Origin of the sequence: Pseudomonas sp. GV047 (assembly GCF_003058245.1) — a bacterium.
Classification (GTDB): Bacteria; Pseudomonadota; Gammaproteobacteria; order Pseudomonadales; family Pseudomonadaceae; genus Aquipseudomonas; species Aquipseudomonas marginalis.
Window position 1 is genome coordinate 889,939 of the sequence record NZ_QCWA01000001.1, and the last position, 20,189, is coordinate 910,127.

The following is a 20,189-nucleotide window of genomic DNA, read 5'->3' on the forward strand; positions in this document are numbered from 1 at the left end:
GCGCCGATTCATGATTGATGCGATGCAAGACTTATCCGATATGACAGAGGTGTTGTTTTCATGACTAGGTATTCGCTTGCCGGCGTGGTGCTGGGAGGATGGATGGTGGCGCTGGAGGCTCAAGCGATCACCTGCGCCCCCGGCCCGTCGGTGAATATTACTATTCCCCCGATCACCGTTGCGGCCGGGCAACAGGTAGGACAAGTGATAGGGTCCGCCAGCGGCTATCGCTTTGACAGCCCTCCAGGATCTGCGCTTCGGTGTACCACTGGCATTGCTTTTGGGGCACAGGCCAGGCTGGCGCTGGTCAATAGCCCGCCGACGGGCCAGACATTTTCCGCCAACGGGCTTTCAATGCCGGTGCACGCCACCAATGTGCCTGGGGTCGGGTTTGCCATGATGGCGAGGGACCCGAATCGGCCGTTCATGCCTATCAACACGGCGGGTGTCACACTGATTGTTGGAGATATCAGGGCAAGGCCCATCGTCCTCGGGCTTGATACCCGTATCTACTTTGTAGCCACGGGCCCCATCACCGGCGGCACGATCGCCGCCAGGAACCTTGCAAGGTATACGATCACCGGCACGCCCATCAGCGGGGCCGGCTATTACGCGGTGAACTTTTCCAATATCACGATCAATGCGCCCCGCAAACCCACCTGCAGCGTCACCACGCCTTCGGTTGCAATGCCCATGCCGGCCGTGGCTGCACGTGACTTTCGCGGGGTGGGCAGCTTCGCCGGCAGCGTGACCCGTAACATCACACTGTCATGTACGGGCGGCACCAGCGGTGCTACGCGTGACGTATTTATAACGGTGACAGACCAGACCACGCCGGCCAATCGCAGCGATGTGTTATCCCTGACCCCGACCTCCGTGGCCAGCGGCGTCGCACTGCAACTACTGCGGGGGAGCACACTGGTGCGTTACGGCGCCGACTCCACGACCATTGGCAACCCGAACCAGTGGCTGGTCGGCACAACCGGCAATGCAACCGTGCAGATTCCTTTGACTGCACGTTATATCCAGACGGGCTCATCGATCCGGCCCGGCAGCGCGAACGGGTTGGCGTCCTTCACAATGAGCTACCGATGAGCATCGCGCTGTGGAGCAGGGGCCTTGGCGTGCTGATGAGCCTGCAGGCGATCGTCGCGCAGGGTGAAATCGTGATTGACCGCACACGTGTCATCTATCCGGGCGCCGCGCGCGCGGTGGTGATCAACCTGCACAACGAGGCTGACAGTCCGCGCCTGGTGCAGGCGTGGATCGATGACGGCGATGCGGCGGCGGCGCCCGAAAACAGTGATGTGCCGTTCACGATTACGCCACCCATCGTTCGCATGAATGCAAGCACCGGACGCGCCTTGCGGATCATGCATTATCAAACGCCGAAGCCGATGGCTGACCGGGAGTCGGTGTACTGGCTGAACGTGCTGGCAATCAGGCCGAGTGTTGAGGCCTCGGCTGAAACCAACGTCCTGCAATTTGCCTTTCGTACGCGGATCAAGCTTTTCCTCCGGCCCGCCGAACTGCCGGGGCAGGTGCAGGACGCGGCTCACGCGCTGCAATGGTCCGTAAGCGGTGGAGGCGAGGCGGGGTTGGAGGTGCTTAACCCCACGCCCTATCACGTGACCTTGTCCGGGGTGGTACTGACACTCCGCGCAGTGGAGCATCGCAGCGAAGATCCGCCGATGGTCGCGCCCTATGGGACTGCACGGATTGCGATGCCCGGGCTGCCTCACGAGGGCCTGACCGGCACGCCAGTAGAATTCACCACCCTGGACGATGAGGGTGCCACTCAACATCATCAGGCGCTGTTGCGGCCTGTCGCCTGTTCGTCGCTCAAGCCCTGCGCTGACGCACCAGGTGCTTGACCCCTTCGAACACAAGGACCATGACCGCGATCCAGATCGGGATGTAGGTCAACCATTCGCCTGCCTTGATGCCTTCACCCAGCAGCAGCGCCACCACCAGCAACAGCACCGGCTCGACATAACTGAGCAGTCCGAACAGGCTGAACGCCAGCAGACGGCTGGCGATGATATAGCTCACCAGCGCCGAGGCGCTGATCAGGCCCAGTATCGGGATCAACCCGTACAGCTTGGGGTGGGCATCCATCACCGCAAAGCCCTGTTCGCCGCTTTGCACAAACCACCAGGCCACCGGCAGCATCAGTGCCATGTCCAGCCACAGTCCGCCCAGGTGGTCGGTCTTGAGGTATCTGCGCGCAATGAAATACAGCGGGTAACCGATGATCACCACCAGCGTCGCCCAGGAGAACCCGCCGGCCTGGAACAACTCGTTGAGTACCCCGAGGCCGGCAAAAAACACCGCGATCTTTTGCAGGTAGGACAACTGTTCGCCCCATACCAGGCGCCCGGTCAGCACCATGGTCAGCGGCAGCAGGAAGTAACCCACCGATACATCCAGGCTGCGCCCATTCAGCGGCGCCCACATGAACAACCACAACTGCACGCCCAGCAACGCCGACGACAGCACCACACCGCCGATCAGCCGAGGCTTGGCCGCCAGCACTCGCAGCAATTCCCAGACCCGCCGCCATTCTCCGCTGACGATCATGAACACCGTCATGCACGGCACGGTCAGCAACATGCGCCAGCCGAAAATTTCCAGCCCGCTCAATGGCGTCAGCAATGACGTGAAGTAATACATCACGGCAAACAACACCGAGGCCGACACCGATAACACAACACCTTTAGACACGCTGTCCTCGCGAAAACCGATTTCAAACAAGTAGGGGGAATTTCAACAGGGGATTATGGTGCTTTTGAAGCGAGAGGGTTGCGCTGTTTTGGGGCGTTTTTCAGGAAAATGTCTCGCTGCCGCCGCTTGGGTCTGCCTGGCAGGGGCAGTCGGGGTGTTGTTGTTGTGGTTGTTGTTGTGGTTGTTGTGGTTGTTGTGGTTGTTGTGGTTGTTGTGGTTGTTGTGGTGAGCGGGCTTGCCCCGCGCTGGGCTGCGAAGCAGCCCCAATAACTGGCGACGAGGTTTTCCTGGAAAAACGCGACGGCTTTAAAGGGCTGCTGCGCAGCCCAGCGCGGGGCAAGCCCGCTCACCACAGCAAGCCCGCTCACCACAACAAGCCCGCTCGCCGCAGTAAGGCCGCTGCGCAACCCTTAATTGGTCAATCAGCCTACGCGCGCGCCACTCGGCCCGAGACAAAATGGCCCACATCATTGAACCCCGGCGTAGAGGAATGCCCCGGCGTTACCAACGAATCAATGAACGCTTCATCCTCAGCCGTGATCTTCACGTCCAGCGCGCCGGTGTAGGCATCCCACTGCGCCTCGGTGCGCGGCCCTACGATCGCCGAGCTCACCGCCGCGTTGTTCAGCACCCAGGCGATGGCAAACTCGACAATGCCCACGCCACGGCCCTGGGTGTATTGCTGGATCTGCTGGGCGATGCGCAACGACTCCACGCGCCATTCGGTTTCCAGGATGCGCTTGTCCTGGCGTGCCGCACGGCTGCCGGCTTCGGGTGTCACGTCCGGTGCGTACTTGCCGCTGAGCACGCCGCGGGCCAGTGGGCTGTAAGGCACGACGCCCAGGCCGTACGCGGCAGCGGCGGTGATCTGTTCGACTTCAGCCTGGCGGTTGACGATGTTGTACAACGGCTGGCTGATCACCGGTTTGTCCACGCCCAGGCGTTCGGCGACGCGGATCACCTCGGCAATTCGCCAGCCGCGATAGTTGGACAGGCCCCAGTAGCGGATCTTGCCCTGGCGAATCAGGTCGCCGATGGCTGATACCGTCACCTCCAGCGGGGTGTCGTGATCTTCGCGGTGCAGGTAGTAGATGTCGAGGTAGTCGGTATCGAGGCGGGTGAGGCTGGCTTCCAGCGCGTTGAAGATGCGCTTGCGGCTCAGGCCACTGCGGTTGGGCAGGCCCTCGGTGGGGCCAATGGCGACTTTCGACGCCACCACCCAATCCTGACGATGGCGAGCGATGGCCTCGCCGACGATTTCCTCGGAGCGCCCGCCGGTGTAAACATCCGCCGTGTCGATAAAATTGATGCCCTGGTCCCAGGCCTTGTCGATGATGCGCAGCGAGTCCTCGGTGTGGGTCTGTTCGCCAAACATCATGGTGCCCAGGGTCAAGGCGCTGACCTTCAAACCGGACTGGCCCAATGTGCGGTAAATCATGCAAAGCTCCTTGCGGCAGTGAGACGTGCCCTATGCAATACCAGACTCGCAGGCTCTGGAACAAGCCCTGGGGGCGTTTCTTCATGCACTCAGCAAGGCCTGGCAACGCCCTTGCAGAAATCGGTGCAGCGCTTTCACCCGCTCCGACACTTGCAGGCGGTGCGGGCACATCAGGTTGAACGGGGTGGGTTCGCCCTGCCAGTCCGGCAACAGGTGCACCAGCCGTCCGGCCTTGAGGTCCCGGGCGATGTCGAGGTTGGCCTTATAGGCAATGCCGTGGCCGGCCAGTGCCCAGCGCCGCACAATCTCGCCGTCATCGCTCAGGTAGTCGCCCGTCACTTCGACTTCCTGCAACGTGGTGCCCTGGCGAAAGTACCAGGTGCTGTTGGCCCGGCCCTGGCGCATGTACCGCAGCGTATTGTGCTGCGCCAACTCCGCCGGGGTGCACGGCGTGCCGTGTCGCGCCAGGTAGTCGGGGCTGGCGCAGGGCAGGCGTTGGTGATTGGGCACCACCGGCAGCGCCACCAGGCTGGAGTCCCGTGGGACGCCGAAGCGCAGGGCGATGTCGACGGTGTCGCGGAACAGGTCGGCATTGCTGTCGTTGAGCAGTAGTTGCAGGCGGATGTGCGGGTGTTCCAGCTTGAACTCATCCAGCCAGCCCAGTACCACATTGCGGCCGAAATCCGAGGGTGCGGCCAACTGCAACAAGCCGGTCAGGCCCTGGCTCTGCTGCTTGAGCGCTTGCTCGCCTTCGGCCAAGGCGGCCAGGGCCTCGCGCACGCTGTCGAGGTAACGCCGGCCTTCTTCGGTCAGGCGCATGCTGCGGGTGGAGCGTGCCAGCAGGCGGGTACCCAGGCGGGTTTCCAGGCGCTTGAGGGCAATGCTGGCCGCTGCGGGGGTCAGGCCGAGCCCGCGTGCGGCGGCAGACAGGCTGCCGGTGTCGGCGGTGCGTGCGAACACTTCGAGGTCGAGGATTGAGCTCATTTGTAAAAATCCTTTAAAGATCCTGTCGTTTTACCGGGATTTTTCGTTGATTGCCAAGCTGGGATGATGAACGCTCACTTTCTGACCCAGGACACTTCCCCATGAATTCCTCACTCAACGGCAAAACGGTGATCGTCATCGGCGGCAGCAGCGGCATCGGTGCAGCCGTGGCCAAGGCCGCAGCCGCACGCGGTGCCCAGGTGGTGCTGGCGGGGCGGCGCCTATCGTCTGGCCGCGATAACGGCCTGCGCAGCGAACCGGTGGACGTCACCGACGCCGCGTCCCTGCAACGGTTGTTCGAAACCGTCGGGCGGTTTGACCATCTGGTGTACACCTCCGGCCCCTCGGTACGCGCCAAGGCCCTGGCCGAAACCGACCTGGGCGAGGCCCAGGACAACTTCAACGTGAAACTCTGGGGTGCCTTGCGGGCGATCCAGCACGCGCTGCCTTTCCTCGATGAGCACGGCAGCATCAGCCTGACCTCCGGGCAACTGGGGCGCAAATTGGCACCGGGGCAGTTCATCAAAGTCGGTATCAACGCCGCCACTGAAGCCCTGGGCAAGCAGTTGGCCAAGGAGTTGGCGCCGCGTCGCGTCAACGTGGTGAGTCCCGGTGTGATTGATACCCCGGCGTATGCGGGGTTGGCCGAGGACCAGCGCCTGGCGATGTTTGCCAAGGCAGGTGGCGCGTTGCCGGTGGGACGTGTGGGGCAGGCCGAGGAAGTGGCGGCGGGGTATGTGCTGGCCATGGAAAATGGCTACATGACCGGTGCTGTCATTGATATCGACGGCGGTGGCCTGCTGTAAACGCAGGCTAAATGTGGGAGGGGGCAAGTCGAATCGTCGCACCGCTCCTCCCACATGGACCGCGTTATACCTTCAAGGTCCGCGTCATCCGCAACGCCAGCACACTGCCCGCCACAATCACCGCCGCCAACAGGTACAGCGCCATATCCGTGGACCCGGTGGCGTCCTTCACAAAACCGACGATATACGGACTGAGGAAACCGGCCATCTGGCCCATGGAGTTGATCAGCGCCAGGCCGCCAGCGGCTGCGCCCGCGCTGAGCATGGCGGTCGGTACCGGCCAGAACATCGGCAGGCCGGTGAGGGCGCCCATGGTGGCGATGGTCAGGCCGAGGATGGCGATGGCTGGGGTGGTGGCGAAATTCACCGCGATCACCAGGCCGATGGCGCCCATCAGCATCGGCACCACCAAGTGCCAGCGACGCTCCTTGCGCAAGTCCGCCGAGCGGCCCACCAGCAACATGAACACCGCTGCCAGCAGATACGGAATCGCACTGAGCCAACCTATTACCAGGTTATCGCTGAAACCCAGGTTCTTGATGATCGACGGCAGCCAGAAGTTGATGGCGTATACGCCACTCTGAATGCAGAAGTAGATCAGGCCGAACGCCCAGATCGCCGGGTTCTTGAACACTTCGGCGAGTGAATCGGTGGTGGTTTTCGGCTTGTTGGCCAGGTCGGTGGCCTGGTCGGCTTCCAGCACGGCGCGTTCGTGGGGCTTGAGCCACTTGGCATGGGCAAAGCTGTCGCTGAGCAGGAAGTAGGCGAGGGCGCCGAGGATCACGGTCGGGATGCCTTGCAGCAGGAACATCCACTGCCAGCCCGCCAGGCCGCCCTGGCCGGCGGCGAAGTGGTTGAGGATCCAGCCGGAAAACGGGCTGCCGAGCAAACCGGACACCGGGATCGCCGACATGAACAGCGCCATGATCCGCCCACGGCGGAACGTCGGGAACCACTGCGAGAGGTACAGCACCACACCGGGGAAGAAGCCGGCTTCAGCCGCACCGGTAAACAGGCGCAAGGTGTAGAAATGCGTCGGCGTGGTGACGAACAGCAGGCAGGTGGACAGTGTGCCCCAGACGATCATCATCAAGGCAATCCAGCGCCGTGGACCGAACCTGGTCAGCGCCAGGTTGCTCGGCACGCCGCACAGCACGTAGCCGATAAAGAAGATCCCGGCACCCAGGCCGTACACGGTTTCGCTGAATTCCAGCGCATCGAGCATCTGCAACTTGGCAAAGCCAACGTTGACCCGGTCGAGGTAGTTGAACAGATAGCAGATGAAAATGAAGGGGATCAGGCGCAGGGTAATGCGCTTGTAGATGGCGTTTTTATCGTCATCGGTGGCCAGTGTGACAGCGGCGCTCTGTGACATGGGAGTCTCTCTTTATTATGATTTTTCGCGATGCGAAGGTAACGTTGATCGCCCAATGAGTCTCGGCCAGGTGGCGGGGTGCTGTCTTTGTGCTTGCGCACAGTGATGCATGCTTTGCGCTGTGCCGATGAACAACCACGCTTTCAAGGACTTTCTTTCAAGGAGATGGCCGCATGTTCGAGCTGGATCATGACCTGGCGCAGGATATCGTCAATCGCACCATGGCGATCCTGCCCTATAACGTCAACGTCATGGACAGCCAGGGCCTGATCCTCGGCAGCGGCGAACCCGAGCGCATCAACACCCGCCACGAAGGTGCACAATTGGTGCTGGCCAACGGTCGCGTGGTCGAGATCGACGGGCAGACTGCCAAGCACCTCAAGGGCGTGCAGCCGGGCATCAACCTGCCGCTGATGCACGATCAGCGCCTGATTGGCGTACTGGGCATCACCGGCGAGCCCGAGCTGTTGCGCACCTATGCCGAATTGGTGCGCATGACCGCCGAAATGCTCGTCAGCCATCGTCATCAGCAAGCCGAGCAGCAATGGCGACGCCAGCGTTGCGATGATCTGTTGGCGTTGCTCCTCGCCGACAGCGGCGACTCACCACGCCTGGTCGACGAAGCCCAGCAATTGGGCCTCAAGCCGCAGCTGGCACGCACGCCGTACCTGTTCGAACTGGGGGCGGGCCAATCGGCGGAGGCCTTGAACACCTGGCTGACCTCGCGCTACCCGGACAGTTGGTGCGTGAGCTCGGCGCAATTCTCGCTGCTGTGGTGCCGACCGGCGGCGCAGCAGGTGGACAATCCACGGTTGCTGGAAAAGCTCCAGGGCCTGGGCTGGAACATCCTGCGGGTGGCCGTCGGCGGCCAGGCGGATGGCCTGGCCGGATTGCGCCGTTGCTATCGTCGCGTCGGCGATTTGCTGGCCTACGGTCGCGATGTACTGCCGCACTCGCGGCTGTTGACCCTCAACCGCTACCGCCTGCCCGTGATGCTCTGGCGTCATCGCAACGACGATGCCCTGGACGAACTGCTCAACCCCTTGCGCAAGGTGCTGGCCAAGGACAGCAACGGCCAACTCCTGGCCACGCTGCGCAGTTGGTGCGAACACGATGGGCAAAGCCAGGCCTGTGCCGACGCCCTCGGCATTCACCGCAACAGCCTGCGCTACCGCATGGAGCGCATCGCCGAACTCAGCGGCGTCGACCCGTTGACCCTGGATGGCATGCTGGCGCTGTACCTCGGCGTGCAGCTGCTGCCCCAGGCTTTGTCGGAATGAACAACAAACCTTACCCGTACTTGTGCATCGGACCGGCGTCAGCGGCGGTGCCAACTGGCAGCATGGGCGTGATAAAAACCGGAGAAAGCCCATGAAAATCATCATCGCCCCCGACTCGTTCAAGGACAGCCTGAGTGCCGAGGGCGTCGCCCAGGCCATTGCCGCAGGGTTGGCGCAAGTCTGGCCGGACGCACAGCTGATCCAGTGCCCGATGGCGGACGGTGGTGAAGGTACGGTGGACGCGGTGCTCGCCGCCTGTAACGGCCAATTGCGCCGCCAGGCGGTACGTGGCCCGCTGGGCGGTACGGTTGAAGCACGTTGGGGCTGGTTGGCCGACAGCCACACCGCGATCATCGAAATGGCCGAAGCCAGCGGCCTGCAATTGGTAGCGCCAGGCCAGCGCGATGCGTGCACCAGCAGCACCTACGGCACCGGCGAGCTGATTCGCGCGGCCCTGGACCTGGGGGCCCGGCGCATCATCCTGGCGATTGGCGGCAGCGCCACCAACGACGCCGGCGCGGGGGCGATGCAAGCCCTGGGTGTGCAACTGTTCGACGCTGCGGAACAGGCCTTGCCACCCGGAGGCCTGGCCTTGTCACGGCTGGCACGTATCAACCTGGAAAAACTCGACCCGCGCCTGGCCCAGGTACGCTTTGAAATCGCCGCCGATGTGAACAACCCGCTGTGCGGCCCCCACGGCGCCTCGGCGATATTCGGCCCGCAAAAAGGCGCCAACCCCGAGCAGGTGCAACAACTGGACGCCGCCCTCGGCCACTTCGCCGATCACTGCGCTAACGTCCTGCCCAAGGACGTGCGCGACGAGCCCGGCAGCGGCGCCGCCGGCGGCCTGGGTTTTGCCGCCAAGGCGTTCCTCGGCGCGCAGTTCCGCGCGGGAGTGGAAGTCGTTGCCGAACTGGTGGGCCTTGACGACGCCGTACGCGGCGCCGACCTGGTCATCACCGGCGAAGGCCGCTTCGATGCCCAGACCCTGCGCGGCAAAACCCCCTTCGGCGTGGCCCGCATCGCCCGGCAACATGGCGTTCCGGTGATCGTCATCGCCGGCACCCTGGGCGACGGCTACGAGCAGATGTATGCCCATGGCGTGGAGGCGGCGTTTGCCTTGCCAAGCGGCCCGATGAGCCTGGAGCAGGCCTGCAGTGAGGCACCGCGTTTGCTGCGCGAGCGCGCGGCTGATATTGCGCGGGTGTGGCGTGTGGCTGCGCAGGGCTGATAGAGGCAGCCCTTGGCGTCGTGACAGATCTGTCGATAATTACTATGATCCGTGCTTACTTTGAAGACTGGCTGACCTGGCCGGGCACGTTGGAAGCCGATCATGCAGATCAAGCGTTTTACTCTCGTCAATTTTCGCGGCATCGAGCACATGGAACTCGACTTCGAGGGTAAGAAGACTGTCGCTTTGGTGGGCGTCAATGGGGTGGGCAAGTCTTCGATTCTGGATGCGTTGGCGATTACGCTTTCGAATTTGACGGCACGTATGGTTGGTCAACCTTCTAAATCAAGAACGATCTCGAAAGACGACATCAAAGTTGGGGCCGAATACACACGCTTGCACGTCGAGACAAAGCTGTTTGAAAACTACGATGTAGATTGGGCAATTGCCCTGAATCGAAAAGCCGGCAAACATCCACGTGAGCGCAGCAGTGATTTGTTTCGGTTGAATGACGCTGCTGATGGCGTTGAATATGGCATCAATCAGCGCGAGTTTGAGGGTGGCGGACCAATAGAATTGCCTTTGGCCGTTTACTATGACGTTCATCGAGCGGTGCTAGACGTACCCTTACGCGTCCGCGAACGTCTGGAGAATGCTATTGCTGAAGGTTATGACGACGCGCTAGGGCATGGCGGCGCCGACTTCAAACGGTTCTTTATCTGGTTCCGCAATCAAGAAGACTTGGAGAATGAAAACAGCCGGGATACCCCGGGCTATCGAGACCCTGCGCTTTCCGTTGTTCGCCGGGCCATTGAAACCTTTACTGGATTCAAGGATGTCCGGATTCGCCGCAAGCCAGCATTGAGAATGACCGTCCTAAAAGGCAACCTTGAATTCAACGTGTTGCAGCTTTCGGATGGAGAGAAATGTCTCTTGGCATTGGTCGGAGACCTTGCCCGCCGACTTACATTGCTTAATTGTGAAGTACTTGACCCTTTAGAGGGAAAGGGTGTTGTCCTTATCGACGAACTGGACCTTCACCTTCACCCGGGTTGGCAACGCACCGTCGTCGCCAACCTGGAAAAAACCTTTCCCAACTGCCAATTCATTATCACCACTCACTCTCCGCAAATATTGGGTGAACTTCCTGCTGAGGCGGTGATGCTGCTCAAGGAAGGCAAGTATATCGGTCATCCGGAGCGCTCACTGGGCCTCCGAAGTGGTGAGGTCATAGAGGAACTGATGGGGGAATTGGCCCAAAACCAAAACGTCAGCCAGCAACTCAGAACAATCTACCGTGACCTCGACGACGACAATCTTGAATCCGCCCAGGCTAAACTCGCGAAATTGCGCGAGCAGGTCGGCAAAATCCCTGATGTCCTTGAAGCCCAAGCCAGTATTGACTCTCTGAGGTCGCTAGAAGAGGGCGGCGCGTGAGGTCTATCAAAAAAGGCGCCGAGCCACGGGCGCTGATTGAATGGAAAAGAGAAAACCGCAATACGCCGCATAACCTTTACTACGGCAAGGGAAGCAGCTTTCCGAGCGAGTCCGTTCGCCAGGCGCTCTTGAAGGAGCAGTTCCATTTATGCGCCTACACCTTGCGGCGGTTGCCCACTGCGACCGAATGCCAGGCAAAGGGACAGGGCACACAATTCAGCTGCCACATTGAGCATGTCCTTGCACAAACGCATCACGAGGCTGACAGCATCGCCTACGACAATTTGGTGGCGTGTTACCCCTCCAGCCAAACCAAGATGGCTTGTGGTTATGGTGCCGTGGAAAAAGCCGACTACGACGTGGCCCGAAAGCCCTTCGTTTCTCCGTTGTCAGCCAATGTCGAGCGCCAGTTTCGATATTCCAGTGATGGCTACGTAGAAGGTCTGACGCCTGACGCTGTTGCCACCGTCGAGGTCCTTAAACTCAACCATCCAACGCTGGTAAACGATAGGGCCGCCGTTATCAGAGGCCGATTGCGACCACGCGGCACTCCGATCACTGCCGCTGCTGCCCGGCGCCTGGCAGACGAAGTCGACTCACCCGATGCCCAGCATTGCCTCCCCGAATACTGCCAGGCACTCAAGCAACAGGCCGAACGTCACGCACAACGTCTCGAAAAGTACGCAGCCCGTGTTCGCGGCCAAGCCAGGCCCTGAGTACTACCGTCTTAAATAGTGAACATGGGACAATCCGCGTCATTTTTCGACACGGAGAGTCCCCATGCTGCGCCCCGTACTCCTGGCCCTGCTGCTGACCGGCAGCGCCACCCAGGCCTTCGCTCAACCGCCCGCTGAAACCGTACCGCTGCTGCGGGAAATCAAGAACTGGGTCACCGGGTGCGACAACCTGCGCAATTGCCATGCCCTCAGCGCGCCCAGTGGCGTCGATGAAGAAGACTACAGCTCCCTGACCTTGCATATCTGGCATCAGGCCGGTTCCGAAGGGTATCTGCGCCTGCGCTTCGACCACCGTGGCGAAGCGCTGGACCTGTCGACCTTGCTGTTGGACGGTCAGCCGCTGGGCCTGGAGCTGACCCGGGATCTGCATGTGGAACTGGACGATCAGGGCGGCGATCCCGAGGTGCAGTCTTACGGTGTGATCGAGGACGCTGCGGCGCGTCGCTGGTTGCAGCGTTTGCGCAATGGCCAGCGCCTGCAATTGCCGGGCGACGAACAGGCCCATGTGTCGCTGAGCGGCCTGAGCGCTTCGCTGCTGTTGATGGATGCGGTGCAGGGGCGGGTGGATAACGTGACGGCCCTGGCACGCCCCGGAAAAGCGCCGGCCCGTGAGGTGCCGCCACGTTTGCCGACGCCGGTGTTGCGCAAGTTCCCTGCGCCGCCGACGTTGACCGCGCAGGAACAGGCCGGGCTGGTGGCCGCTGCAGTGCAGGCCGTGACCTCGGAGGAGGGTGAGCCCGAGGCAAAGGCCGGGGCGCTGACGGCGCAACAGGCAATGACGGTGGTGCGTTACGACTGCGCGGCCTACAACTGTGAGTTCGACGTGGTCAGCCGCCAGCGTCAGGCGCCCTATGCGCAAACGCCCCTGGAGATTGAGCCCTTGCCGTTGGACGGTGCTGCGCTGCAAGGCTCGGTGGGCTATGACGAAGCCACCGGCACCTTGAGTTATTTCTACAAGCAGCGCGGCATCGGTGACTGTGGCGGCGGTGGTGTCTGGGTGTTTGACGGCAAGGCGTTCCAGCTCAGTGAGTTTCATAGCATGCCGCGCTGCACCGGTGTCGGTTACGGCGACTGGCCGTCGTTATGGACGACCGTGCCGGCGCCCTAGCCAGGGAGCAGGCATGGCCTCTACACTGGCCGGCCACGTGTCTTTCAAAGGATGAAACCCCATGCACGCACCTGAGCCCCATATCGTGATCCAGCGCTTTACCGAGGCCCACCTTGAAGGTGTGGCGGCGCTCTATAACGAACCGGCCGTGTGCCGGCAGGTGCTGCAGATGCCGTTCCAGTCGGTGGATGTCTGGCGCAAACGCCTGGTCACCGACAACGAGCGGCGCCTGCAACTGGTGGCGGTGCACGGCGGCGAGGTGATCGGCCAACTGGGCCTGGAACAGTACCTGCGCGTACGCCAGGCCCATGTCGGTTCGTTCGGCATGGGCGTGGCGACGGCCTGGCAGGGCAAGGGCGTAGGCTCGCGGCTGTTGACGGCCGCGCTGGACGTGGCCGACAACTGGATGAACCTGCACCGGGTGGAACTCACGGTGTACGCCGACAACGAAGCCGCGCACCACCTGTACCGCAAGTTCGGCTTCGAGATCGAAGGGCGCTTGCGTGACTACGCCCTGCGCGATGGGGTGTTTGTCGACACCCTGAGCATGGCACGCCTGCGCCAGTCGGCTTGACCCTCCAGCGCAAACGCCACCGCAGCCTGCGCATGCAGCTCGGTGGTGTCCAGCAGCGGCAGGTCGCTGTGTTCGGGCTTGACCAGCAGGCTGATTTCCGTGCAGCCGAGGATGACCGCCTGGGCACCCCGTGCGGCCAGGGACTCGATGACCCGCAGGTAAACCTGGCGTGATGCATCGCTGATCACGCCGACGCACAACTCCTCATAGATGATCCGGTGCACGGCGCGGCGCTCCTCCGCGTCCGGCACCAGCACGGTGAGGCCCTGGGCGGCCAGGCGCGACGTGAGAAAATCCTGCTCCATGGTGAACGCGGTGCCGAGCAAGCCGACGGTCAGGGTGCCGGCTGCCACCGCCGCCGCAGCGGCCGCATCGGCGATATGCAGGAACGGAATCGACACCGCCGCCTCGATACGCGGCGCCACCAAATGCATGGTGTTGGTACACAGCACCACACACTCGGCGCCGCCGGCCTGCAAACGGCGCGCGGCGTCTTCCAGGATCAGCGCGGTGTCATCCCAGCGCCCGGCGTGCTGGGCCTGTTCCACCGGGCCGAAGTCCACGCTGTACATCAACACCTGGGCCGAGCGCAGCGGGCCGAGCTGGTCACGCACGCGCTGATTGATGATGCGGTAGTACTCGGCGCTGGACTCCCAGCTCATGCCGCCGATAAGGCCGATGGTGCGCATGCGATGCTCCTGACAGGGAAAGTCGCTTCACCTTACCCATCGGCCGCTGAATAGTCATACGCAGTTACCCGCCAAATGACCGGAGCAGTTTCACATGTCCAGGTTGACCCATCCCGGCCGGGGTTGCTCCGCGGCAATGGCGTGGATGGGTTTACCCGTGGCCTGCTCCACGCGCCGCGCCACCTCCGGGTCGTCGGCGAACGGCAACATGCTGGCTTCGTCCAGGCTCGTCTCGGTCTGCCCGCGCAGGCAATACTCCACCGCAGCGTACAGGCACACCACGATCAGCACGCTCCACATATCAGGCGATCCGCGCATCGAGCCGGGCCACGCTCAAGTCTGCGACCCGCACCGTGCGCCACGTGTTGTAGGCCATCAGCAACATGCCCGTGAGGAAAAACACGCCGCCGGCAAACCGCACCACAAACCCCGGATGGCTGGCCTGCAAGGCTTCGACAAACGAGTAGGTGAGGGTGCCGTCGTCGTTCACCGCTCGCCACATCAGGCCTTGGGTAATGCCGTTGACCCACATCGAGGCGATGTACAGCACCGTGCCGATGGTCGCCAGCCAGAAGTGCAGGTTGATCAGCGCCACGCTGTGCATCTGCTCGCGGCCGAAGACCTTGGGGATCATGTGGTACAGCGAGCCAAAGGTGATCATCGCCACCCAGCCCAGGGCGCCGGCGTGTACGTGGCCGATGGTCCAGTCGGTGTAGTGGGAGAGGGCGTTGACGGTCTTGATCGCCATCATCGGGCCTTCGAAGGTCGACATGCCATAGAACGCCAGGGACAGCACCAGGAAACGCAGGATCGGGTCGGTGCGCAACTGATGCCAGGCCCCCGACAAGGTCATCATGCCGTTGATCATGCCGCCCCAGCTCGGGGCCAGCAGGATCAGCGACATCGCCATGCCCAGTGACTGCGCCCAATCGGGCAAGGCGGTGTAGTGCAAATGGTGCGGGCCGGCCCAGATGTACAGGGTGATCAGCGCCCAGAAGTGCACGATGGACAGGCGATAGGAGTACACCGGCCGGCCCACCTGCTTGGGCACGAAGTAATACATCATCCCCAGGAAACCGGTGGTCAGGAAAAAGCCCACGGCGTTATGCCCGTACCACCACTGCACCATGGCATCGGTCGCGCCGGAATACACCGGGTAGGACTTGAACCAATCCACCGGGATCGCCAGGTGATTGACCACGTGCAACATGGCGATCACCAGGATAAACGCGCCGAAAAACCAGTTGCCCACGTAGATATGTTGGGTCTTGCGCCTTACCACCGTGGTGAAGAACACAATGGCGTAGGCCACCCACACCACGGTCATCCACACCGCGCCGGAAAACTCGATCTCGGCGTATTCCTTGGTGGTGGTGTAGCCCAGGGGCAGGCTGACCAGCATGATCACGATCACCGACTGCCAGCCCCAGAAGGTAAACGCAGCCAGGCGGTCGGAAAACAGGCGCACCTGGCAGGTCCTTTGCACCGCATAGTAACTGGCGGCAAATTGCGCACTGCCGGCGAAGCCAAAGATCACCAGGCTGGTGTGCAAAGGCCGCAACCGGCCGAACGTGGTCCAGGGCAGGTCCAGGTTCATCTGCGGCCAGACCAGTTGCGAGGCGATCCACACGCCCATGGCCATGCCCACCACGCCCCACACAAGGGTGGCGATCACGAATTGACGGACGACTTTATAGTTATAGGCCTGCCCGGTTGTTGCTGTGCTCATGCTCAGTCCTCCCACGGTTCCAAGTGGCGGGCACTGTAGGAAACGCGGGAAAAACAAAACAGGCTCAGAAAAAGCTCATTACAGCGGATCAGTCGACAGGCACGCCCACAGGCCTGTCAGCGTTAATCGTACGGTGAGTGGCCGCATCTGCCATGATCCGGCATCGCAACCTGGCACACCCAAGGAAATCCGCAATGGACGATGTACAGCAACTGGGCGAGATGCTTCGTCATTACGCCGATAGCGAAGCGCACAAGAAGCAACAGTTCGATGTGCAGTCGGCGCGCTGGACGCACAAGCTCGACGAGCTGTTCGGGCAGATCGAGCAATGGCTGGAGCCGGTCAAGACTGTCGGCCTGCTGGAGGTGCACCGTGAAGCCTATGTCGCCAGCGGGCCGGGCGTGCCGGTGGAGACCTCGACCTTCAAGACCGAAAAGCTGCTGGTGCAGATCACCGGCAAGACCGTGGAGTTCGTGCCTGAAGTCATGGGCGTGGGCGGCGTGATCTCGCTCTCGGTGATGGGCTTGACCGCTGCCCGCCACGGCAGCGTGTCGCTGGTGCTGCCGGCCGACAAAAACGACTGGCTGTGGAAGAAAACCAATGGCCTCAAAGACCCGGACACCTTTGGCTTCGACGCCAATTTCCTGGCCTCGCAGTTGCAGAGTCTGATTCCGCGCGAACGCGGCTGAGGGGCTCCCGCTTCGCGCAACGTCGATGGGGGACGCCGGTGTGTCAAACACTGGGTGGAAATACGCATTTTTTGCCCAGGATTGGCTATACCTACAGCTCCATGTTTCGATGATGATCGCCAGGGAGTTCAATGATGAAACTAAGGCTAATGATCAGTACGCTGTGCGTGGCCTCCATCGCAATGGCCGGCTGCGCCAGCAAGGTCACCCAACCGGACGAGTATTCAGGCTTTCTGTCCGACTACAGCCAACTCAAGGAAGCCAAGTCGCCTTCGGGGGTCGAGGTGATGCGCTGGGTAGACCCCCAACTCGACCTGAGCCGCTATACCGCGGTGTATATCGAACCGACGCAGTTCTACCCCAAGCCCCAGGCCACCACGAAAATCCCCGAAAGCACCCTCAATGGTATCAACACCTACTTCAACCAGGCGCTCAAGCGTGAGCTGGGCAAATCACTGCCCCTGGCCAACGGGCCCGGTCCCGGTGTGATGGTGGTACGTGCGGCGATCACCGCCGTCAGCAGCAAGACCGAAGGCCTCAAACCCTATGAATTCGTGCCGGTGGCCCTGGTGGCGGCAGCGGTGAGTACCGGCACCGGCATCCGCGACCAGGAAACCACCCTGGGCACCGAGGCGCAGTTCCTCGACGGCGCCAACGGCAAGGTGCTCGCCCAAGTGGTGCGCAAGGGCACGGGCAAGCCGCTGTCCAACGACTCGCAGGTGATGAAGGCCGATGACGTGAAAGGCGTGATCGATGACTGGGCGTCGGACCTGCATCAGTCGTATGTGAAGCTGAAAAAACACTAGGGACTAGAACGCATTCCTGGCGGGTTTGTTGTAGTAGCTGAGCAGGGCGTCGTAGCGACGGGTGATGAGGTAGTAGTCATCACTCAGTTGCTGTGGTGGGGCGTGTTCCCGCCAGTCCCGATGCAGGGTGCGCAACGCCTGGAGGTACGCGTCGGCTGACGAGCGGGTGGCATACCAGAGGTGAGTAGCCTCATCCTCCCGTTTGCTGCGTGGCATTTTAACCAGGAAGGCCTTGCTGGCATCGCTGGCCTGTTGCAGCGTCTCGGTCAAACTGAGCAGTTGCTGGGGCGTCAGGCTGGCGTCGCGTACACCCTGGTCAATCTGGTTCATCGCCTGGCGAGCCGCGATCATATGGTTGAGCAGGTGCCAATGCAGGTCCCGGCCGAAGCGCGATTCGATTCGCGCCAGTTGTACCGGACGCAGATGGATGTCTTCGTTTTCCAACTGGGTGCGTAACTCGGCGGATGCCCTCAGGTATTCTTCGCCCCGCTGAGCCAGTTTCCCTTCCAGACTCTTGTTCATGGCCTGCGCCACAAACTGGCGCATGTTCGACGGCATACCTTCGGTTTGTATCGGGTCAACCATGTCCGCCAGCGAGGTGAATTTATTCAGCTTGTCGGCATACACCGTGGCGAGAGTACCGAGGTGGCTTCCGGGCTGCTGGCGCTCTAGTTTGAGTGTGTACAGCTGCGAACAGACCGCCGCCTGGATAAGGCGTGGCTCGGGCTCGTCACGGTCGCCAAACTTATCCTGGGTGGGCGCTTCGGGCTGTGTCGAACGCATACGGTAGTACGCCAGGCGCGTATCGCGATCAATGCGGTTCACGCAGTCAATGATCGGCGCCAGTGCGCTGGCCGTCGCGGTGGCAGGGCTGTCCCGTTGGTCGAGCCATAATTGCACGCGTTGCAGCGGTTTGGTGGCGCCGGCCACACCGAGCAATCCCAGGCCCAATACCAGGCTGATGGGTAACAACCATTTCGGATTCATTGCGCGGCCTCCTGGCCATACCACTGTGCCTGGGTGGCGGGCGCCTGACAGTCGGGGGCGGTGCGAGGCATGCGGCTGCACAGGCGTTCGGGCCACTGTTGCAGGCCCTGGTTACGGGTCACGTGTTGCTGGTTGTCGAGCACCGTCAAGCCGGCGTACAGCACAATCCCACTGGTGACCAACAGCACCATGCCCAGGGCCGTCCAGCGTGGGTGGCGGGCGGTCCAGGGGGGGTGGCTGTTCATGAAGGGCCGCTTGATGACGCCGATAACCGCCAGGGTCGCGACCAGCGCCAGGCTGGCAAACGGGCCGAACGCGTAACCCAGCGCTGCGGCAAGGATCAGCCCTGGCAGCAGGTCCCGTATCGGCAGCAACGGCAGGTGAGTAGGGCTGAACCAGCGCGGCAGGCGCTCACTGAATCGTTCATCGAGCACGCGGTACTGATGAGCCAGCGGGCGCCAGACCTGCCAAGCCAATCCCGCGCCTATCACGGCGCTCAACGCCCACAGCAGGCCGTAGCCCAAGGTCGGCAGCACATTGCCGGCCAGGGGCTCGGCATTCACCAGCACGCCCACCAGGCAGCTCAACACCAATGCGACAATCCAGGGCCAGGTGTCCATGGTCGTGTCCCAGCCTTGCCAGAAATACACGGTACCGCCGGGCATCGCTTCGGCTTCGGCCACATGGTCGGCGTAGATATCTGCGCTGAGTGCCTGGCAAGCTTTCCAGTCATGTTCATCGAAGCGTTGGGCGAAGGCACGGCGCTGCCCCAGGCTCATCGGTGCCAATAGCAGCCGGGCGGCACGTTGTTGCGGGCTGTTGGGCGCTTCGGTGGCCAGTGCCCGTTGACGTGCCATGAAGACCGGGCCTTGCTGGCGTTGCAACAGCCGCGCCCAATCCCCCGCCGGGCAGTCATGACCGGCGCCGCCATGCCAGTGCTGGCCGGCGCACACCGCGTCGAACACCGCGCTCGACCAGTAGTGACTCTGCGCAAGCAGGCGGGCCAGCCATTGGTTGAACCACTCGGCATGCGGGTGATTGTTCACCCAGGGATGCTCGGAGCGCGCGGCATAGGCAGCCAGGAACGCAGCCTCGTCCTTTTGCTCAAGGGCCTGGCGCAAGGGTTGCTGCAAGGCGCTGCGGTGCTTGCGCTCGAGTCTTTCGATCAGCTCGCCGGGCAACTCCAGGCGCTGCCAGGCCGTCAGCCAGTTGAAGGTTTCAAAGGCCCAGCGGGTGTCTTCGGGGTTGAGATGCCCCTCGATGTCGCGCAACAACAGCTGGATTTCAAAGTGCAGCGCATTGCCATGGGCCATGGCCGCCTGGTAGTGGTCGGCAAGGCTGTCGCCCCGGATGTCGATGATCACTTCGTCGACTTCCTGCAGGCTCTGGCTCCACGCCAGTGCGGCCTCATAGGCTTCGCGCAGGCGCTGGAAACCCTCGGGGTCATCATCCGGCCGGGTTTTCTTCAGCAGGGCGGCGTATTGGCGCTTGATCGCGCGGCTATCGGCATCCGGGGCCAGGCCGAGGACATTCCAGCAAGTCATGTGCAGTGCAACTCCGTAGGCAATCGCGCGCACATTACCTGTTTTACGGGTTGATAAACCAGCGGTAGTAGGGGGTAGGGCTCGCGGTAGGACTGGCCCGGTCCAGCCCTG

20 protein-coding genes are annotated in these 20,189 nt (G+C 62.2%); 11 read left to right on the plus strand and 9 right to left on the minus strand.

Going from position 1 to position 20,189, the window contains the following annotated elements:
• Positions 1-60 precede the first annotated feature (60 nt).
• Positions 61-1,095, plus strand: a complete 1,035-nt coding sequence (locus tag C8K58_RS32220) for a fimbrial protein (protein ID WP_133822103.1) — start codon at positions 61-63, stop codon at positions 1,093-1,095.
• A complete protein-coding gene (locus C8K58_RS04120; RefSeq protein ID WP_051429372.1) occupies positions 1,092-1,874 on the plus strand; it encodes a molecular chaperone in 783 nt (260 codons plus the stop codon). Before C8K58_RS32220 ends, C8K58_RS04120 begins: the two co-directional genes overlap by 4 nt.
• On the opposite strand, the gene rarD is transcribed toward C8K58_RS04120, so the two are convergent.
• The 3 genes from rarD to C8K58_RS04135 form a co-directional block, all read right to left on the minus strand.
• Entirely contained in the window at positions 1,843-2,724 is an 882-nt protein-coding gene (gene rarD, locus C8K58_RS04125; RefSeq protein ID WP_027606575.1) for an EamA family transporter RarD, read from the minus strand. The genes C8K58_RS04120 and rarD overlap by 32 nt on opposite strands.
• 427 nt (positions 2,725-3,151) lie before the next feature.
• On the minus strand, positions 3,152-4,162 hold the full coding sequence (locus C8K58_RS04130) for an aldo/keto reductase (RefSeq protein WP_065927494.1): 1,011 nt from the start codon (positions 4,160-4,162) through the stop codon (positions 3,152-3,154).
• Between the two features lie 81 nt (positions 4,163-4,243).
• A complete protein-coding gene (locus tag C8K58_RS04135; RefSeq protein WP_092357974.1) occupies positions 4,244-5,146 on the minus strand; it encodes a LysR family transcriptional regulator in 903 nt (300 codons plus the stop codon).
• Between the two features lie 101 nt (positions 5,147-5,247).
• Between C8K58_RS04135 and C8K58_RS04140 the strand changes: the two genes are divergently transcribed.
• Positions 5,248-5,952: an SDR family oxidoreductase gene (locus C8K58_RS04140; protein ID WP_027606572.1), complete on the plus strand. Its 705-nt coding sequence runs from the start codon at positions 5,248-5,250 to the stop codon at positions 5,950-5,952.
• Positions 5,953-6,016: 64 nt separating this feature from the next.
• Here C8K58_RS04140 and C8K58_RS04145 read toward each other — a convergent pair whose 3' ends face one another.
• Positions 6,017-7,327, minus strand: coding sequence for an MFS transporter (locus C8K58_RS04145; protein WP_027606571.1), 1,311 nt, complete (start codon positions 7,325-7,327; stop codon positions 6,017-6,019).
• Positions 7,328-7,500: 173 nt separating this feature from the next.
• Here C8K58_RS04145 and C8K58_RS04150 point away from each other — a divergent pair, with 173 nt between their 5' ends.
• The 6 genes from C8K58_RS04150 (at position 7,501) to C8K58_RS04175 (ending at position 13,634) form a co-directional block, all read left to right on the plus strand.
• Positions 7,501-8,607, plus strand: coding sequence for a sugar diacid recognition domain-containing protein (locus C8K58_RS04150; protein ID WP_092357976.1), 1,107 nt, complete (start codon positions 7,501-7,503; stop codon positions 8,605-8,607).
• A gap of 91 nt (positions 8,608-8,698) precedes the next feature.
• The gene (locus C8K58_RS04155; protein WP_108573103.1) at positions 8,699-9,838 is read left to right on the plus strand and encodes a glycerate kinase; all 1,140 of its coding nucleotides are present in this window, start codon (positions 8,699-8,701) and stop codon (positions 9,836-9,838) included.
• 102 nt (positions 9,839-9,940) lie between these two features.
• Positions 9,941-11,215 carry an AAA family ATPase gene (locus C8K58_RS04160; RefSeq protein ID WP_092357980.1) on the plus strand — a complete coding sequence of 425 codons (1,275 nt, stop codon included), beginning with the start codon at positions 9,941-9,943 and terminating at the stop codon, positions 11,213-11,215.
• Positions 11,212-11,931, plus strand: coding sequence for a hypothetical protein (locus tag C8K58_RS04165; protein ID WP_092357982.1), 720 nt, complete (start codon positions 11,212-11,214; stop codon positions 11,929-11,931). Before C8K58_RS04160 ends, C8K58_RS04165 begins: the two co-directional genes overlap by 4 nt.
• Before the next feature lie 64 nt (positions 11,932-11,995).
• On the plus strand, positions 11,996-13,060 hold the full coding sequence (locus C8K58_RS04170; RefSeq protein ID WP_027606566.1) for a DUF1176 domain-containing protein: 1,065 nt from the start codon (positions 11,996-11,998) through the stop codon (positions 13,058-13,060).
• Between the two features lie 61 nt (positions 13,061-13,121).
• On the plus strand, positions 13,122-13,634 hold the full coding sequence (locus C8K58_RS04175; protein WP_027606565.1) for a GNAT family N-acetyltransferase: 513 nt from the start codon (positions 13,122-13,124) through the stop codon (positions 13,632-13,634).
• Here C8K58_RS04175 and C8K58_RS04180 read toward each other — a convergent pair.
• From C8K58_RS04180 to ccoN, 3 genes are all read right to left on the minus strand, one after another.
• Positions 13,568-14,323, minus strand: a complete 756-nt coding sequence (locus C8K58_RS04180; RefSeq protein WP_223841589.1) for an aspartate/glutamate racemase family protein — start codon at positions 14,321-14,323, stop codon at positions 13,568-13,570. The genes C8K58_RS04175 and C8K58_RS04180 overlap by 67 nt on opposite strands.
• A gap of 90 nt (positions 14,324-14,413) precedes the next feature.
• A complete protein-coding gene (locus C8K58_RS04185) occupies positions 14,414-14,623 on the minus strand; it encodes a hypothetical protein (protein WP_027606564.1) in 210 nt (69 codons plus the stop codon).
• A gap of 1 nt (position 14,624) precedes the next feature.
• A complete protein-coding gene (gene ccoN, locus C8K58_RS04190; protein WP_027606563.1) occupies positions 14,625-16,052 on the minus strand; it encodes a cytochrome-c oxidase, cbb3-type subunit I in 1,428 nt (475 codons plus the stop codon).
• 194 nt (positions 16,053-16,246) lie between these two features.
• Here ccoN and C8K58_RS04195 point away from each other — a divergent pair, with 194 nt between their 5' ends.
• Both C8K58_RS04195 and C8K58_RS04200 read left to right on the plus strand, forming a co-directional pair.
• Entirely contained in the window at positions 16,247-16,741 is a 495-nt protein-coding gene (locus C8K58_RS04195) for a hypothetical protein (protein ID WP_027606562.1), read from the plus strand.
• 134 nt (positions 16,742-16,875) lie between these two features.
• Entirely contained in the window at positions 16,876-17,547 is a 672-nt protein-coding gene (locus tag C8K58_RS04200) for a DUF3313 domain-containing protein (RefSeq protein WP_092357984.1), read from the plus strand.
• A 3-nt stretch (positions 17,548-17,550) separates the two neighbouring features.
• Here the strand turns inward: C8K58_RS04200 and C8K58_RS04205 are convergent, their stop codons facing one another.
• Together C8K58_RS04205 and C8K58_RS04210 are read right to left on the minus strand one after the other, a co-directional pair.
• Positions 17,551-18,534 carry a DUF3829 domain-containing protein gene (locus tag C8K58_RS04205; protein WP_092357986.1) on the minus strand — a complete coding sequence of 328 codons (984 nt, stop codon included), beginning with the start codon at positions 18,532-18,534 and terminating at the stop codon, positions 17,551-17,553.
• Positions 18,531-20,078 (minus strand): J domain-containing protein, encoded by a 1,548-nt coding sequence (locus tag C8K58_RS04210; RefSeq protein ID WP_092357989.1) that lies wholly within the window; start codon positions 20,076-20,078, stop codon positions 18,531-18,533. The genes C8K58_RS04205 and C8K58_RS04210 overlap by 4 nt, the downstream gene beginning before the upstream one ends.
• Positions 20,079-20,189: the final 111 nt, after the last annotated feature.